Source organism: Myxococcus sp. AB036A, from assembly GCF_006547355.1.
GTDB lineage: Bacteria > Myxococcota > Myxococcia > Myxococcales > Myxococcaceae > Myxococcus > Myxococcus virescens.
Window position 1 is genome coordinate 21,667 of record NZ_VHLC01000068.1, and the last position, 16,236, is coordinate 37,902.

General features: G+C 65.1%; 8 protein-coding genes, 1 tRNA gene and 1 pseudogene. 7 read left to right on the plus strand and 3 right to left on the minus strand.

The window, feature by feature from the left end; genetic code table 11:
- Window positions 1–13: 13 nt before the first annotated feature.
- The 5 genes from FL344_RS25125 (at window position 14) to FL344_RS25145 (ending at window position 8,710) form a co-directional block, all read left to right on the plus strand.
- On the plus strand, window positions 14–1,942 hold the full coding sequence (locus tag FL344_RS25125) for a protein kinase (RefSeq protein ID WP_141620297.1): 1,929 nt from the start codon (window positions 14–16) through the stop codon (window positions 1,940–1,942).
- A 71-nt stretch (window positions 1,943–2,013) separates the two neighbouring features.
- The gene (locus FL344_RS25130) at window positions 2,014–2,934 is read left to right on the plus strand and encodes a DUF2381 family protein (RefSeq protein ID WP_141620298.1); all 921 of its coding nucleotides are present in this window, start codon (window positions 2,014–2,016) and stop codon (window positions 2,932–2,934) included.
- 682 nt (window positions 2,935–3,616) lie between these two features.
- The gene (locus FL344_RS25135) at window positions 3,617–5,053 is read left to right on the plus strand and encodes a hypothetical protein (protein ID WP_141620299.1); all 1,437 of its coding nucleotides are present in this window, start codon (window positions 3,617–3,619) and stop codon (window positions 5,051–5,053) included.
- Window positions 5,043–7,379, plus strand: coding sequence for a hypothetical protein (locus FL344_RS25140; protein WP_194863242.1), 2,337 nt, complete (start codon window positions 5,043–5,045; stop codon window positions 7,377–7,379). Before FL344_RS25135 ends, FL344_RS25140 begins: the two co-directional genes overlap by 11 nt.
- Window positions 7,376–8,710, plus strand: coding sequence for a hypothetical protein (locus tag FL344_RS25145; protein WP_141620300.1), 1,335 nt, complete (start codon window positions 7,376–7,378; stop codon window positions 8,708–8,710). The genes FL344_RS25140 and FL344_RS25145 overlap by 4 nt, the downstream gene beginning before the upstream one ends.
- Window positions 8,711–8,904: 194 nt before the next feature.
- On the opposite strand, the gene FL344_RS25150 is transcribed toward FL344_RS25145, so the two are convergent.
- Together FL344_RS25150 and FL344_RS25155 are read right to left on the minus strand one after the other, a co-directional pair.
- On the minus strand, window positions 8,905–9,882 hold the full coding sequence (locus tag FL344_RS25150; RefSeq protein ID WP_194863243.1) for a hypothetical protein: 978 nt from the start codon (window positions 9,880–9,882) through the stop codon (window positions 8,905–8,907).
- Between the two features lie 443 nt (window positions 9,883–10,325).
- Window positions 10,326–12,290, minus strand: coding sequence for an N-6 DNA methylase (locus FL344_RS25155; RefSeq protein ID WP_141620302.1), 1,965 nt, complete (start codon window positions 12,288–12,290; stop codon window positions 10,326–10,328).
- Between the two features lie 326 nt (window positions 12,291–12,616).
- On the opposite strand from FL344_RS25155, the pseudogene FL344_RS39315 reads away from it, so the two are divergent.
- Window positions 12,617–13,189: pseudogene (locus FL344_RS39315) on the plus strand (transposase).
- A 1,607-nt stretch (window positions 13,190–14,796) separates the two neighbouring features.
- On the opposite strand, the gene FL344_RS25165 reads toward FL344_RS39315, so the two are convergent.
- A tRNA-Asn gene (locus FL344_RS25165) sits at window positions 14,797–14,869 on the minus strand.
- 51 nt (window positions 14,870–14,920) lie between these two features.
- On the opposite strand from FL344_RS25165, the gene FL344_RS25170 reads away from it, so the two are divergent.
- On the plus strand, window positions 14,921–16,204 hold the full coding sequence (locus FL344_RS25170) for an RsmB/NOP family class I SAM-dependent RNA methyltransferase (protein ID WP_141620304.1): 1,284 nt from the start codon (window positions 14,921–14,923) through the stop codon (window positions 16,202–16,204).
- Window positions 16,205–16,236: the final 32 nt, after the last annotated feature.

A 16,236-nucleotide genomic window follows, 5' to 3' on the forward strand; every position in this document is an offset into this window, starting at 1 on the left:
GGAGGAAGTCGCCATGAGGGATGACGGCCCCCCGGCCGTGTTGTCCCCCGGGGACGTGGTGATGGGCTACACGGTGGTGAAGCAACTGGGGCGAGGCGGATTTGGGACTGTCTACCTCGCGACGTGCGACGGGCAGTCCTACGCCCTGAAGCTGGTGGAGCTGCGGCGCGTGGGCGGGCGAGTGGAGCGGGAGATTTCCATTCTGCTGCGCCTCAAGCATCCCAACGTGGTGGGAATTCGCGGCTTCGTCTACTGGCCGCCGGTGGAGTCCGAGTTCGTCCTCATCGCCATGTCCTACGTGGAGGGGCGGCAGTTGGGGGTGTGGGCGAAGGAGGAGAACCCCTCGGCCCGCGCGGTGGCCCAGGCGGCGCTCGGCGTGGCGCGCGCGCTGGCCGCCTCCCATGAGGCTGGGGTGGTGCACCGAGACGTGAAAGAGGCCAACGTCATGGTGCAGGACGCCGATGGCCTGGCCGTCCTCGTGGACTACGGCGTGGGGGATTACGAGGGCGCTCCTGGCGTCACGCTCTCCATCCTGCCCCCTGGGACGCCGGAGTTCCTCCCTCCTGAAGCGTGGTTGTACCTGGAGAAGAACTCAGGCGTGCGCGGCGCACGGTACGTGCCTGGCCCGGCGGACGACGTGTGGGCCCTGGGCGTTCTTCTCTATCGCCTCCTCACGGCGAAGGTGCCGTTCGAGGCTGCGGATACCCAGGCCTTCATCAATGCCGTCATCACCGCGTCGCCTGCTCCCCCACATGTCGCGAATGACCGGGTGCCTGAGCAGCTGAGCCAGGTGTGCATGCGCCTGCTGGAGAAGGAGCCTTCAGTCCGCCCGGGAGCGCGTGCCGTCTGCGAGGCGCTGGAGGAGGTACTGGCGAAGGCGGCGGAGGAGGCGTCCTGGGACGTCCCTCTCTGCGACGCCTACGGCCCGGACACGGCCACGACGGAGGGGGTGCGGGACAAGAAGGCCCGGTGGGTGAATGCCCCCCTGCGCCGCCCTCGTCGGGGGAAGCGGGCCGTGCCGGCGCGCGTGGAGGTGGTGCCCCAGCCCAACGCGGCCCCTCTCGAGGCGGTACGTGTGCCCGCGGCCTCGGCCTTTCTACCTGTGGAGGAGAAGTCAGTCGGCCCGGTGCTGCTGCCGGAACTGCCGGCCGCAAGGCAGGAAGAGGAAGCTCCCGTGGTGGATGGGGTGCCGAGGCCCGCATCCTTTCGCATCAGAAGGGGGCGGGTGGTGGGCGTGTGCCTGCTGGCCATGGCCCTCGCGTATGGGGCGTACTTCTCACAGCGGACGGCTTCACCGCAGCCGCAGGTCGTCCCCGGCCAAGAAGTAGCGACATATGCCAAGAAACCTCAAGCTGTCCCGGCCGCAGCTCCCATCGGGCCGGAGGCAACACCTGCGGCCGTCGCGCCCCCTGCGACGCTTCCCGAGGTGACTGCAACCGTGACGACCCCCCAGAATGACACCGCTTCCTCCCCGCCAGCGCCTGCGAAGAAGGCCGCGAGGAGCGTCCGCAGTGCCGTGGCGGCGACGGCCCTCTGCGGCGCGCTGGCCTGCTCGGGCCCCCAGGTGCGCCCGGCTCCGGATCCTGAACCGTGCCCGCCAGGCGCCACCAAGGGCATGAAGAAGCTCGGCATGGGGCTTGGGGACACGGAGTTCGCGAGCTTCGTCCGGGGGGAGGAAAAATACGTAACGGTGAGGGACGGCACTGCACAGATCATTGTGGGGTCGGACTACGCCACGTTGTCTGGGCGGCTCGTTATCGCCGACCGCGTCTATGTCCGACTGACTCGGGCGCGATTTCGCGGAGAGAGCTTCCCTGTGTGCCTGGAGGTGCTGGACACCTCGAACAACCGCGGACTGGAGATAGAGGGTGGCGGAGGGGAGACGGGTAAGGCGCGCGTGTACTCTGCCGTTATGGTCAAGGCAGTGAGTGAGTTTGAATGACCTGTCGTTATTGAACAGGCGCCCGTGAGTCGCCAGCGGTGTCGCCGCTGGCTTGGTAGGGGAGACGTCGCGTGCATCATTCAGTGTCGGCCGTGCTGCTTTTCCTTCTCCTCGCAGGGGAGGGGACGGCCCTGGCGCAGTCGCCCGCATCCACCGTGGGGCTGAGCGTTCGCCGAATCGAGCTGGTCTCGGATGATGCTCAGCCAGCACCTGAAGTGGCGGTGAGCCCAGGACTTTCGACGATGCTTCTCTTTGATTCGGAGGTGAGTCGAGAGGGGCTGATGCTCGAGGGACGCGAGCGCTTCGCGATGGTGGACGCTGGGCTTACTACCTTGCGCCTGATTCCGTCCGAGAAAATCTCGGCAGGAGAGCGGCTCAAGTTGACGGTGCGCTTTCAGGATGGCGCGGCCCCGGCGAGTGCGACGTTTGTGCTGGTCGCGCACCCTGCACGGTCAGAAGCGCTCGTCGAGGTCTATCGGCGCAAGAGGAGCGTCGAGACGTACCAGGAGGAAGTCCGGCAGGCTCGCATCGAGGCTGAGAAATGCAGAGAGGAGAATGAGCGCCTGCGCGCGGAGCGAAGTGCTCCTGATGGGCTGACGGGACTCATCTCGACGGAAGTCCTCAGCGGGCGGGGCGTTGAGTTCCGCGACGTGACCAAGGATGTAACTCAGGGCCCGGGCGGGGCAGCAGGCAAACACCGTGTCCTCTCATACCGCGCAGCTCGCAGGGTGGCCGTCGAGGTCGCTCTCAAGTATGTAGGAGATGCCCAGCCGTGGACTGCCAAGGGGGCAACCCTCCGGGGTAAGGCCAACGAGGAGCTGAAGGTGCTCCAAGTGTGGCAGTCGGGCCCCGTGGCCGCTGGTTCGCCGAGCCAGCGAGTGGTGGTGGAGGCTGAGGCTGCATCCGAGTCGCCTCAAGGCCCCTTCACGCTCAAGCTCTGGGATGCGGATGGGCGCCGCACCGTCACGCTGGGCAACGTCACTTTCCCATAGATGGGGTGGTGGGACGGACCCATCAGAGGGCGCATCGCTGGCGTTTGGGGACTTGTGGGGATTGTCATTTTAGGGTTCAATTCTATTTCACCTGAATAGGGGTGTCGAATTGCATCTTCATGTGGCCCCACTGTTCCCCGGAGAGCGCGATGGTCCTCACGGTTTCAGCTTGCGCGCAGTCGACTGCGTGCCTTCTTTGTTGCTGCCCTCGATATGAGGGTGTCCGTGCGGTAGATGCGGAGAGCGACGATTCTGCTCCCCCTTCGTGAGCTCAGTTCGCCTGAGTGCGTCCAGGCGCGCATGAGGACTCAGTTGGGCCTCGCACTGCCACGTGAGGCGCGTGCTGACGGTCGTCGTGCGCCGAGGAGCCGTCTGTGCTTCGTCGGGCTGCATGCCTGACGCCCACTGAGGAGCCCTTCCTCAGTCATCTCTATTCGCACATTTGGAGTCATGAACGGACCCGGGCTGCCCTGGCGCCGTGACGTGACACGTCTGTCTGCTGTTGGGACGGGGCCAGGCTTCCTGGCGCCGTGACGTGACACGTCTGCCTATGGCTTGGCCCAACCGGCCTGCCGGCGGCTCCCGCAATGCAATGCATTCACCCCGCAGCCCGGCGCCCTGCCGGACTGAACGGGAGGGCTCTGTCCATTGCCCCGCTTCGGGGCCTTCACAGGAGACGTCGATGTTCATTCGCTGGGCCGTCGTGTTGCTGTTGGTGTTACCCGGAGCGGGGTGGGCGGAAGAGGTTGCCTATCCTGAAGACTACGTGGCCGAGGAGGAAGTTGACCCCGTTGAGGCAGACGGGGATGCGCTGCTCGAGCCATCCGTGGACGAGGGTGATGCCCTGGTCGAGGAGGGGCCGGCCACGTCCGGCTCGGGCTCTCGCTGGGCGAACCGGCTGAGCCTGGAGACCACGACGTGGGCGCTACTGCCGCGCAGAGGAGCTGGAAGGGACGAAGGCTTCCTGCAGGTGCATCCGCGGCTGGAGGTCGTCAAACCAGGCTTCCTCCAAGTCGAGCTGGGCGCTCCGGTGCGACTGCGCATGTGGGGCGCAGAGGCGGGCGGCAGCCTGGTGCGGAAGGAGGACTGGGACGAGCTCTCCGACTGGGGCCAGGTGGTGCAGAACCTGATGGTGGGGGGCGACGCCCCGAACTTCGTGTGGGTGGGTGCCCTGGAGTCCTACACGCTGCTGTCCGGGCACCTGGTGCGCCGCTACAACAACCGCGGCAACCCCAACTACAACCCAGCCGGCGCGGTGGTGACGGGGATGCTGAGGCCCCTCTACGTGGAGGCCTTCGCCTCGGACGTGCTGGGCGCGCGGCTCATGGGGGCGGAAGTCGTGCTGGACGTGCAGCACATCCTCATGGGCCGCCAGCCGTATCCCATGAAATACGCCTTGTCGCTGTCTGCGGTGCATGACTGGGGCAAGGCGGGAGGGACCTCGGAGCCGATGACGCTGGCCCACCTCGACGGGACGGCCATCCTCGTGAGCCGCCGCAAAGGGCAAGGTGGCTTCGAGCTGCAGGCGAACGCAGGCTGGGGCGGGCGTCCCGGAGAGGGCGGCGCGTGGGGCGCGGTGGCGGGGCTGGGCGCGGAGTACATGTCCTCGACGGTGGACATGCGCGCGCGCCTGGAGGGCCGCCTTCAGCGTGGAGGCTTCCGTCAGGGTGCCTTCGGCCCGGACTACGAGCTGGCGCGCTTCCAGGTGGCGGGCCTGACTGCCGTGCCGCAGGCGGACGCGCCCTTCCCGGATGGGTACTCAGCCCACGGCGAGGTGATTCTCAACTGGGACGCGGAGAGCCTGGGTGTCCTGGGGCAGCGCCACTTCCGCCTGTCGATGGGCGCCGAGGTGTTCAACTGGGGCCGGGTGGACGTGGACGGCCGACTGGAGACGCAGCTCTTCCACCGCAACCTTGCGGTGGGAGTGGGCGGCGTGGCGGTGGGCGCGGGCCAGCCGGGGACGCGCTACCTCGCCTCGGGTGACGTGCGGTGGCGCTTCCTGGGCGGGAAGCTGTACGCGGTGGGACAGGGGGGCACGCTGCTCTTCCCGACGGCGGAAGGGACGCTGCGGCCAGGCGCCTTCGCCTCCGTGGGGCTGGGGGTGGACAATGCGCGCTGAGCGGCGTTGGCGCGGCGGGCTTGGCCTCGCGCTGGTGATTGCCCTCCTGGCCTCCGGGTGCGCCTCGTTGCCGGCGAGGCCGGGCCAGGCGGGCCGAGGGGCCGTCCTGGCCTTCAGTCCCGTCTCCGTGCCCTCCCAGGCGGCGAGGAGCGCGGCGACGGGTGTGTATCAGGGGGAGACGTCGGGCTCCGCGGATGGGACGCCAGAGCCGGGGCCGATGGGCTTTCGACGTGGAGTCATTGGCAGGGCCCTCCACGAGGAGGGAGCGCGCGGCTCGGGCGGGAAGGGCGGAGCCTTCGTCTGTGGCGGCAAGGCCTTGCCCTCGGGCTGGCCCCGCCTGGCCTACAGCCGGGATGTGGTGGAGCCCTTCCTGGCGTGTGCCTCGCCCGCGGAATTCGTGGCCATGCAGCGCGGGGTGGACATGGCCGTGCTGGTGCAGTCCCTCTTTCCCTGGGACGCTGTCCGCCTGGGCGCCCTTGGGCCTCTGGACGAACACGCTTCGGCCGTCCTCAGTCGCCAGCGCGCGGAATTCATCGTCACGTCCGTGGAGAAGTACGGCGTGCCGTATGCCGAGGTGCTCGCCCTCTTCGTCCTCCACGCGGCCTTCGACGACGAGCTGCGCGAGGTGGTGCAGCGGCTGGCTCGCGACAAGCAACTGGGGGAGACGCTGGGCAGCATGCCCGTCGTCCGCGAGGAGCTGAAGCGGCGGGGCCTGGCGCTGGAGGGCTTCCCCGAGCGAGGTGAGCAAGTACGAGACGTGCTGCGCGGGCTGGGGCGCGCGGGCCGGGACATCCTCTCCAGCATCCCCGCGAGTGGTGAGGCCCGGTACACGGAGCTCATGGCGATGCGTGGGCAGATGCCACCGCCCTACCAGGCCGCCCTCGACGAGGTGGAGAAGGCGTTGATGGCGCGGCACTACGCGCCGGGAAGCGTCTCGGCGGGAGCCTTTGACTCGCTCACCTTCGGTGTGCCGCTGGGCTTCTACCACCTGGTGGCCGGCACAGGGCACGGGGCGTCCTCGCTGGCGCAGGGCAAGTACGAGCAGGCCACGCGCGAGCTGGCGCCGGCCGCGCTGGCGGTGGCGGTGTACGCCGGGGGCAAGGGCGCCCGGGCCCTGTTGGAGTCGCGCGGTGGGCTGCGGCGCCTCCAGATGCCGGCGCTCGACGTGGCCGGCATGAAGGCGCTGATGGCGCGCCTGGAGGAGCAGCTCGGCATCACCGCCGCGCGCGACCTGCTGCGCTACCTCCAGGCGAGCCGCGAGGGCGCGCTGGTGGCCGCCGAGTGGGGGGAGGCGGGACTGCTGGCGCTGTACGAGGCGCGCGGAAACCCTGCGAAGGCGCAGGCGGTACTGATCGAGGCGGCGAGCCGCGAGTCCGCCCAAGCCGTGGCCAGCAGGGGCTCCGCAGGGAAGCGGCCCGTCAACCTGGACCTCTTCGAGCAGAACGCCGAGGTGTCCGCTGGGGAGGCGCAGGCGGCCAGCCGCGAGTCCTCCAAGGCTGCAACGACGAGCGGAGGGGCGAATCGCGAGCCCGCCCGCTCTTCGGCGAGAAGGCTGCAATTCGACAACCTGGACCTCTTCGCCCAGGACGCCAAGGTAGGTGCTGCGGAGGCCGCGAAGGCGAAGCTGTTCCTGGCGGAGCTGGAGTCCTCGGGGCCCCGTCTCCCGAAGGACGTGAAGCTGCTGAAGGAGATGGCGCCCAAGCTGAACGAGCCACCTCCGGGAGTCGAGAAGGGGGCGCCGCTTTGGCAGGAGTACGTCGCCTACCGCAAGAGGCGGCTGAAGGAGATTCAGGACGGTGAGGCCGTCAAGGGCCCCCTGAAGTGGGAGGGCTACGGGGGGATGCGCGCCTACTATGCTCGGGGCATGGCCTTCGAGCGGACCATGATCGCCATCCTGGAGGCGGACGCCGCGTTGCCCCGCGCTCAGCGGCGGTGGCTCGGCGACTTCGAGCAGCCGCGCATCGAGGCGCACGTGGGCGTGTCGAAGGTGGACTTCCGGTATGCCGACGTCCTCGTCATCGAGGAGCGCCCCCCACCGGGCCAGGCGCCCCGGGTGGAGACGTTCAGCTTCAAGAGCCGGAACCTCGCTGTCTTGGACGACGAGACTCTTTCTGTGCTGATGAACACGGATGCCAGCAACGCAATGAAGTATTACGGCGGAACGCTGAAGATTCTTCGGGACGGCATGCGACAGCAGGCGGAGGTTCGGAGGGTGCGTCTGGTCTATGAAGGTGGAGAGCTTCGGCCTAGGAAGCGCGAAGCGTTGATCAATGCGGTGAATGCGACGCAGCGACGCGTCAAGGGTGTGGAGGTGTTGTTTCAATGAGCGTGTTGACGCTGCGTGATTTGAATAAGGAGGATAGCTTGCGCTTCTCCTTTGACGGACTCTTCGACTCGAGGAGAGGGTTGGAGCGCGAGGTGTCTCCATTTCTTGATGCTCTTGAGCGCCATGCCAACGGTTGGATGCCGGACATTGTCAAAGCTCGCCGGAAGCGACGGTACTCCAGAGATGCGGTATGGCGAGCGCTGGAGGAACGGCGCAATGAGTACGGAACGATCATTGGGCTGTTTCGCTCGGAGAATCCCAGTGTCTCGTTGGTGCTAAATATCGGGTCCTCAGATGAGCAGCCCGCATTGAATGTCAGCCTCGGTGTGCAGCCACTCTCTTTCTTCAAAGAGGTCGAGACATGCCGCGATTTTGTGGAAGTGGTTCGTGCCTGGCTCTCCCGGTACCCTTCGGAGTATGCCTCAGCTCACGGTATGGCTGACCGAGAGCTTGCAGACTTCCCCGTCTTCGGTCGTGACGACGCCACATGGAAGCGGGATGGGTTCGACAAAGTCTATGAGTTGTTCTGGCTGAACGTCTTCGGCCCCAAGCTCGTTGAGAGCGTAGGTCGTGAGCGGATGCTCTCGACTCCGGCACACCGCGTGGAGGAACTACCCAACGGCTCCGTCCTCCTGGTGCTATGGCCGACTGCCGCCGAGTTCGCGAGTGAGGAGGCGCGTGTGGTGCAGGCCCGAGCCCACGTCCACCTGCGGCCTGACCTCGACTTCGACACGGTGCTGCGCACGCTGCGGGAGCGCAGCGCCGCGCTCGTACCCGTCGAGCCGCGCTTCCACCCTGACGTGGCGCCGTTTCTCTCTCGGCTGCCGGACGAGTTCGCCATCAGCGAGCGGCAACGGAAGATTGCCGAACTCAACGCCTTCCGGCCGCCGGTACCGGAGGAGTGGCTCCCTGTCGCTCATCCCTCGGATGTGGCGAATCCGGAGCGCGTCCTCGAGTCCTACGGCGACTTGTCCGAAGGCCTCGTGGCGGCACTGCACACCAATGTGCCCTCCATCATGGACGAGACGGCCGAGTCCCTCACGGACCTGGACTTCTACTTCTGGCGAGAGAACTTCCCGGAGCGGTACACGCGCGAACTCATCGACAGTCACACAGCTCCGGCGCTGGGCGCCTACCTGGGGGACGTGCTGGTGCGGCGGTTGGGCGGCACGTGGGTGCTGCGGGCGAAAATGGAGGAGTCTCAGGTGCGCGTTGGGAAGCGCGTCTGGCTGCCCTTCCTCCGCGCTCGCCGGTACATGCAGTCCCGCCAGGCACTGCTGGACTACTCGCTCACGCAGTTCTTCCATGAGGCGGAGCGGTACCGGCCCTGAGTGGACCTATTGCTCCTCAGTGAATCTGCTCTTCCTCACGACCGACCTGTCTCCTGGCCGCGGGGACTCTCTCACGCTTCAACTGGCCCCAAAATCCGGGGGCAGACCAGCAGAACCTTCGGTGGCTTGCACTTCTTGCTACGGAGCGAGGAGGGAGAATTCGCTCGGAATCTTCCCTCTCAATCGCATCTTCATTATGCAAGGAAGTCGTCAATAAGTTCACCCGCGTCTGCTGCGAGTTCGCGGTCGAGCGCATCGGCGTCTGCGAGTGCCTGTGCCGCCTTCTCAGCTTGGTCGGCGATCTGCGCCTCAAGTTTTTCGCCGAGCCTGGCGACTGGGAACCCAGAAACATCCCCAGGATCGAGATGCGGAATTGACGTCCCGTACGCTGCGCGAATGAGGAGTGGCCGGCCGTACGTCGGGTGCGTAAGTGCGGTGACCAGGTATCCGGGACGAATCTTTTTCTCGTTTGCGATGATCCGGATGAGATCGTGCGAGAAGAAGATTCGCTCGTGGTGGGCAGTCACTAGCCTCGCGGCACCGTTCAGGCCATAGACCTGACCGGAGCACGCCATGAGGATCCAGCCGCGCTTGACGAAGTAATCGTCGTAGTTGTCGCCGGAATCGATGAGAACTCGCTTGAGGGTTGGTGGATCGATGCTGAACAGCTCATCAGCAGACATGTATGGGAAGCCCTCATTGCCTCCCCCCTCACCATAGATACGCTTGAACCGCGTCATCCACCAGATGCGCTCTGTGACGGCGGAGAGAGGTTCCCAATCCTTGAATCGTTTGAATACCGCCTCCGCAGTTGGCGAGTAATAGCTCGCTTCAAGGCGACGGCGGCCGCCAAATGCCTTCGACGCCGACACGACAAACGCGTGCTCGCTAGCCTTCGGCTTGGGCTCGCCGATCGCGTCCGCAAAGAGCCTTTCTGCGTCGTTCGTTAGACCAATAGCTTCGTTACGAAGCTCGACGATGCGCTCAACGCGCTCCGCGAAGCTCTTCGCCGTCTTCTCGTCTACAAGCGGAATCGGCTGCTCGGCCACATGGTGTGGCTCAATGTGGCGAATGACGCTTGCATACTGCGAACCGCTCATCATCGCGAAGCCCTGTGGCGATTTCAAGAACGCGTAGATCCAGCCCTTCAAATTCGTGTCCTTCGCCTCCACGCGCAGAAAGTGGTGCGAGATGACAGCATTCTCATGGGCCTTTGTGGTTATCGTTACGCGCCCTGGGGATGCCGACGCCATTAGGAGGATCGTCCCTTGCGAAGCGAGGCGCCGCTCAGCGGCGGTTGTCTTCTCAATCGCAAGCCACTTTCTCGGTGTAGTACGAATATCGAAAACTTGGCTCGTATTTAGGTATGGAACTCCATACTGTGAATCAACGAGCACCTGCTTGATACGTGGTGGGGCCCAGAAATCTGCTAGTTCACCTAGCGGGCGCCATCCCGTCTTCTTGGCTCGGACTGCTGTTCGGATGCCGAAGCCCGATGTTAGGTACGTCTCGCCCTCCATCCGTCGATCGCCACCGAACATCAGCGAAGCAGAAATGGAGCGGGCCTTCAGATCATGCCACGGCCACGAGGTACTCGGTCCGGGCGGAGGTGCGACTAGTCTTGCTCGGACAGCCACTTGCGGAACTCCTGGGCGATTTGCTGCGTGTTGTCGTCGATGACCTTTCGACGGGAGAGTTGAGTGCGGTAGACAGGCGTACCATCCTCCCACTCTTTAACCTTTTCTTTGATCTCCTCAACGATTTCGTTGCCTTTCTTGTCGCGGACGTACATGACATTCCCGCGCTTGTCGTGACCGACATGGTTCGCGACCGCCATGAACACTTGATAGTCGTTGAGCTTGCCGGCAGCTTGCTCGATGGCGATAAGTTCCTCGCTCTTTCTCTGCAGCACTAGAACGCTTGTCTGGATACTTACGAATGGCTGGAACGTGTCCGGGTGGAGGTCGATGCTTGCGAGAACACGCGTGTGTCGGAGAATCCACTCGCGGACGTAGCCGAGACCCGGTGAGCCGAGGATGCCGTCTGGCAGGACTATCGCGCAGCGTCCGACTCCGGGCTTGAGGAATCGAACGCAGCGCTCGATGAAGAGAATCTCAGGGGGCTGCGACTTGTGAATGGCGTTTGTTTTCGTCCAGACGTCTTTTGAGGCGTCGTATGACCAAACGTGTCCAAGGTCGTACTTCTCCAGAATCGCTGGCGCGTCCACCGGGATCTTCGAACCGAACGGCGGGTTCGTAAATAGGAGGTCGACATTGCCGAGGAGACCCTGCTTTCGAATATCATCGTCCCACGTCATCGGATCCGCGAGCGAGTTCGCTTGATAGAGGCCTCCAGCTCCATCGTTGTTCATGACCATGTTCATCTTGGAGGCTTTAACCAGTTCCGGATTGAAGTCGAGGCCGATGATGAAGTTTTCGGCGAACTTGCGGATGCGCTCGCGGACCGCGCGCTCAGCGCGATCGATTTTGTGTCCCCACTTTGCCAATTCCGCCGCACGGATCTTCTCGATCACATGGTTCATGGATGTGATGAGGAAGCCTCCGGTGCCGCAAGCAGGGTCAATAATCACCTGCTTTTCGCCAGGGTCGAGCATCGCGACGGCCATCGCGCAGACATTTCGAGGCGTGAAAAACTCACCGCGGTCGCCACGAAGATTCGAACCGACGATCTCCTCGTATGCGCGCCCCTTTACGTCAATGTCACTCTCCAATAGAGAGTACATTTGAAGCTGCGCGACGAGATAAGCGAGCACAACTGGTTGGAGTTCGATTGATTCGCCTTTCCTGAAAATGCTTGGATAGTCGTCACGGACGCGTGCGAAGAGGTCATCAATCCTCTTCTTCACCTTCATAGGTCCGTTCACGCCATGGCGCTCGTCTCCTCCTGCGTAGAACTCAACTACGTCATTGTGGCGCTCGTCGTGAATTTTGCAGAAGATGAGCTTGAGCAGCTCCCAGAATGCCTGTGGCTTCTGGAGTCCCTGATTCCCAGCGATGTAGTTGTGGCAACGCCGAAACGCGAAGAGCAACGCATCGGAGGTCGCGGGCTTGAGTTGGTCGAACTTCGGGCGATCGTTGCCTTCATCGTCGCCGCCGAATTTTGGGATGTCGCCAACTGGGACGATCTCAATCTTCCCGCCCTTGACGATGCGGCGGTAGCACTCCCGCTCGCCGCCGACGCCGTTAGTCCACATCCCGTACGTAACATTCGGGCATGCCGCCATGTAACTCTGGAGCTGGCCGACTCCGTCGTTTTTGTCGGCCGCCTTCACCGTTGGTGCCTTGCACTCAATGATGATCTGCGCATGTTCCTGCTTGTGTGCTGAGCCAGGAGGGAAGATCACAAGGTCTGCACGTGGTTTCCGAGTGCCGATTCGGAGGGTGAACTCGACGGCTATCTGGGCCTTCGCATAGCCGTACTCACGGACGAGCGACTTGGCGATTTCCTGTCGCACGTACTCCTCGGGCGTCTCGCGGCGCTGCGTACTGCCGTCGATAAAGTCGAGGATCTTCCCTTGCTCAACGATAATGGCGGCGACGGTCGGAGTAGGGGTGGCCAAGGCTGTGGTCCTCTCGGTGTGCGGATGTCCTCGACGAGCAAGGAGGCAGGTCGAGCCCGGGCGACGGAAACCCAGGGCTAAACGGTGCGGGAGAGTACATCGCGGACCATCCAGATTGCCAGCGTCGAGAACTAGAACTACCCGGTCTGATGAATCGGGCGCGGTGGCCCCGTGTTAATGGAGCATGACGCCCTCCCTGTTACGCGGACTTGTCCGAGAGCTGAGCGAGTTCCTGGGCTCGATGACGAAGGGAATGGTCCTGCCCGAGACGTCGCACCCTCGGCGACTACCTCACCGGACTGCTGCTCGACGGAGAGCGCAAAAGCATCGAGCCCATGGCGGCCCGGCTCGTCGTAGCGCCCGTGCAGACAGAGGCCATGCGCCAGCGACTTCAGCGGTGCGTGTCCGGCGCGGCTTGGAAGGACACCGAAACGCGACGATGTCTGGCGCGGAAACTCGAGCGCGAGCTACCGGGCTTGGAAGCCCTCGTTATTGACGACACGGGCTTGCCGAAGAAGGGCGTGGATTCAGTGGCTGTGACGCGCCAGTACTCGGGTACCATGGGGCGGACGGAGAACTGCTAGGTGGCGGTCAGCCTGCATGCTGCCGGAGAGAAGGTCAGCGGCTGCATCGTCATGCAGTTGTACCTGCATGAGGAGTGGACGCGCATCAGGAAGCGCTGCAAGGCCGCAGTTGTCCCGCCTGGAGTGAAGTTTAAGAAGTGGCAGATAGCGCTACGCCAATTGGATGACGCCTTGGCGTGAGGCGTATACCGGCACCTCGTCCTGGCCGATGCCGGGTATGGCGATGCGCGGGAGTTCCGCGACATCGTGCGCAAGCGCGGCCTGCGCTACCTCAAGGGCGTGCAGGGCACGCGCAGGGGGGCCGCCCGGCGCTAAGCCAGAGAAGCCAGAGAGGGCGTCGGGGCAGAACGGGCGCCCGCGCACGCGCTACGTGGCCGAGGGCGTGCCTGGACCATCGAGGAGTTGGCGCTTCGGCTTCCGAAGGAGGAATTCCAGGCAGTCTCTTGGCGCGAGGGCATTCGGGGCGAGCAGTCTTCCTGGTTCGCCGCAGTGCGCGTGCGGACGGCAGAGCGGCACGTCCAGCGCGTTGCGCTGAGTGAAGATGAGTGGCTGCTCTTCGAGTGGCCCCAGGAGGAGAAGGCTCTGACGAAGTACTCGCTCTGCTCGCTGCCCGCGAACACGCCGCTGGCGGGGTTGGTGCGATTGTCCAAGCTGCGCTGGAGAGTAGAGCGCGACTGCCAGGAACTCAAAGGCGAGGTGGGACTTGGCCACTTCGAGGGGCGAGGGTGGCGAGGCTTCCCCCGCCATGCCCCTCTCTGCATGGGCGGCGCCTACGGATTCCTCGCGCTCCCCTGGGAGTTTTCCCCGGAGGAGAACATGATGGACACTGCCAGAGGTGCGCCGCCGCCTTCAGCGGCTGCTGCACCGCATCGGCCACTTTCTACTCTGCCTGCGCCACATCGACGCCCGCGCACCTCCTCGGGACCGTCACGCATGTGACCGGGTAGTGTTAGATTTTCCTCCAACCCAAGAGAACTTGCTACATTCGAACCCAAGAGAATGTATGTCTTTGGCGATGGTAGCCGGGCCCACGCAGAACGCGAAGACGACGATGAAAATCAATACCGCGACTGCACTCTCGGCCTACACCACCGCGCGCGAACCGCGCCAAGACCACCAACCGCTTCATGGTGAAGTCGGTAAACAGGACGGCTCGCTCAGCCGCATGGTGCCTACCAAGAACGCTTGGCCGCACGACGCATTCGATGCTGCAGCGGCCTGTCGCATAGAGCTTGAGCGGCGCAACCCCAGCTCGCGCTTCGCGGTCGTAGAACTCTGGAGTCCCTGGGGTCGCGCAGCCCTGCATATCGCCACCCGGCGCGCCAGCGCAGCGTTTTCTGGCGGCGCAAGGGCCGAGTGCTCCGCGGAGCCTTGGGGCTCTCGGAGTCTCTCGGAAGGCTCTGGACGGGGGAGCCGACGGCCTCGCGCCGGGGGGGGCCGAGTGCCCGGTGAGATGGCGGCGGAGGCGGCTGGATCAGAGGCCCCTGAAAGCGCATTCACTTGCAGTATTGGTTTGGAGGGGCCGCGCTGGCCTTGCGTTGACCCCTCTGGGAACAGCAAAGCAGGTAAGAGGCGTAACCAGAAACTAGAGAGAGACGCCCTCCTGGAAAGTTCAGAGCGGAAAGAGCGGGTCTCCTGGGGAATGTTGTTAACCGCCTCCCCAAAAGTTAACAGCACCTGTTAACCGCTCTCGGCCTCTCTCTCCCCAGAACGGGTGAGAGAGCGGTCCAGAGAGCCCAGTTGGCGGCGGAGGAGAGGGGGCATCTCGCTCTGCAGAGTGGAGAGCCAAGAGCGCCCTCTTCAGCACCACGAGCCAGAATCCCTTGTGATTCAGGGGCTTAAGCACGAAGGCCCCGCGATATTCATCGCGAGGCCCGTGTAAAACAAAAGGGCCCTACCGGTTGGTAGGGCCCTTCGTTCAGCTCCCCGACGTGGACTCGAACCACGGACCTAGTGATTAACAGTCACCCGCTCTACCGGCTGAGCTATCGGGGAATATGTCCTCACGGCGGAACCGCGTTGCCGTGATGAGGCGCTTTCTAGAGAATGGTGCCCGCTCTGTCAACAGTCCCTTTTGATCCGCTCTCCCGGCTTCACCTCCAGCCCTGGTCCGCGCTCGCCGGCCTGGGCCCCGTGGCGGCCGATGCCATCGCCCAGGTGCTCTCCGGCTCTGCCGCTGAGCGCGTGCTCGACCGTACTCTACGTGACCGTCGCTCCCTGACCCGAGAGCAGCGCCAGGCCCTCAAGGAGGCCGTCTTCAACGTCGGGCTCTGGCGGCGCCGCCTCGGGTTCCTCCTGGGCCGCGAGGATGCCGCTCCTCCCTTCCTGCTCCATGCCCTGATGCACGGCCTCTCGGTCGTCCCGGCTGTGGAGTCCGCCGCCCTGGCCGGGCTCGGGGATGGGGCGCCGCCCCCGTTGGTTTCGGCACTCCCCCCCACGCTCGCGCTCCGCGCCTCCCTGCCGGACTGGCTCGCCGACCATTTCGCCCGGGAGTTCGGTCCCGAGGCCGACGACTTCTGCGCCCACCTGAACGTCCCCGGGCCCATCACCCTCCGGGCCAACGTCCTGCGCGCCTCGCGGGAGGCCCTTGCCGAGCGGCTTCGCTCCGAGGGCGTCGAGACGCGCCCGGGGACATGGAGCCCGCTGGCGCTCCATATCGAGGGTCCCCGGCCCAACCTCTATGGGCTCCGTTCCCTCCAGGAGGGCCTGTTCGAAGTCCAGGACGAGGGCAGCCAGCTCCTGGGGCTCCTCGTGGAGGCCCGGCCCGGGGAGACGGTGCTGGACCTCTGTGCCGGCGCGGGCGGCAAGACGCTCCAACTGGGCGCGGACATGAAGGACTCGGGGCGGCTCCTGGCCTATGACCCGGACCCCGAGCGGCTCGACCGGCTCCTCCAGCGCTCCGCTCGGGCTCACCTCACCCGAGTCCAGGTGCTCCGGAGCCTTCCCGAGGGCCTGGACGCGGACCGGGTGCTCGTGGACGCGCCGTGCTCGGAGCTGGGCTCCCTGCGCCGGGGCCCCGACCAGCGCTTCCGCATCCAGCCGGAGGTGCTCACCCGGTTTCCGGCGCTCCAGCAGGACATCCTCCAGCGTGGGGCCCTCCTGGTGCGGCCCGGCGGGCGGCTCGTCTACGCCACCTGCACCGTCAACCGCGCGGAGAACGAGGACGTCGTCGCCGCCTTCCTGGCATCTCGCCCGGATTTCCGCCTCGTACGGCCCGGGGCGGGGTGGCTCTCCGACGCGTGCCTCCGCGACGGATTCCTCTTCGTCGCGCCCCACCGGCATGGCACGGACGCTTTCTTCGCGGCCGTCCTGGAGCGGTCGGCAGGGTAGGGGCGGGGGCGACAGGCGGTCGCAGTGTCCGT

Bases quoted from the DNA above. Each gene is read 5' to 3' on its own strand.
- FL344_RS25125 (WP_141620297.1), top strand. From the start codon at position 14: ATGAGGGATGACGGCCCCCCGGCCGTGTTGTCCCCCGGGGACGTGGTG.
- FL344_RS25135 (WP_141620299.1), top strand. From the start codon at position 3,617: ATGTTCATTCGCTGGGCCGTCGTGTTGCTGTTGGTGTTACCCGGAGCG.
- FL344_RS25140 (WP_194863242.1), top strand. From the start codon at position 5,043: ATGCGCGCTGAGCGGCGTTGGCGCGGCGGGCTTGGCCTCGCGCTGGTG.
- FL344_RS25145 (WP_141620300.1), top strand. From the start codon at position 7,376: ATGAGCGTGTTGACGCTGCGTGATTTGAATAAGGAGGATAGCTTGCGC.
- FL344_RS25170 (WP_141620304.1), top strand. From the start codon at position 14,921: ATGGTGCCCGCTCTGTCAACAGTCCCTTTTGATCCGCTCTCCCGGCTT.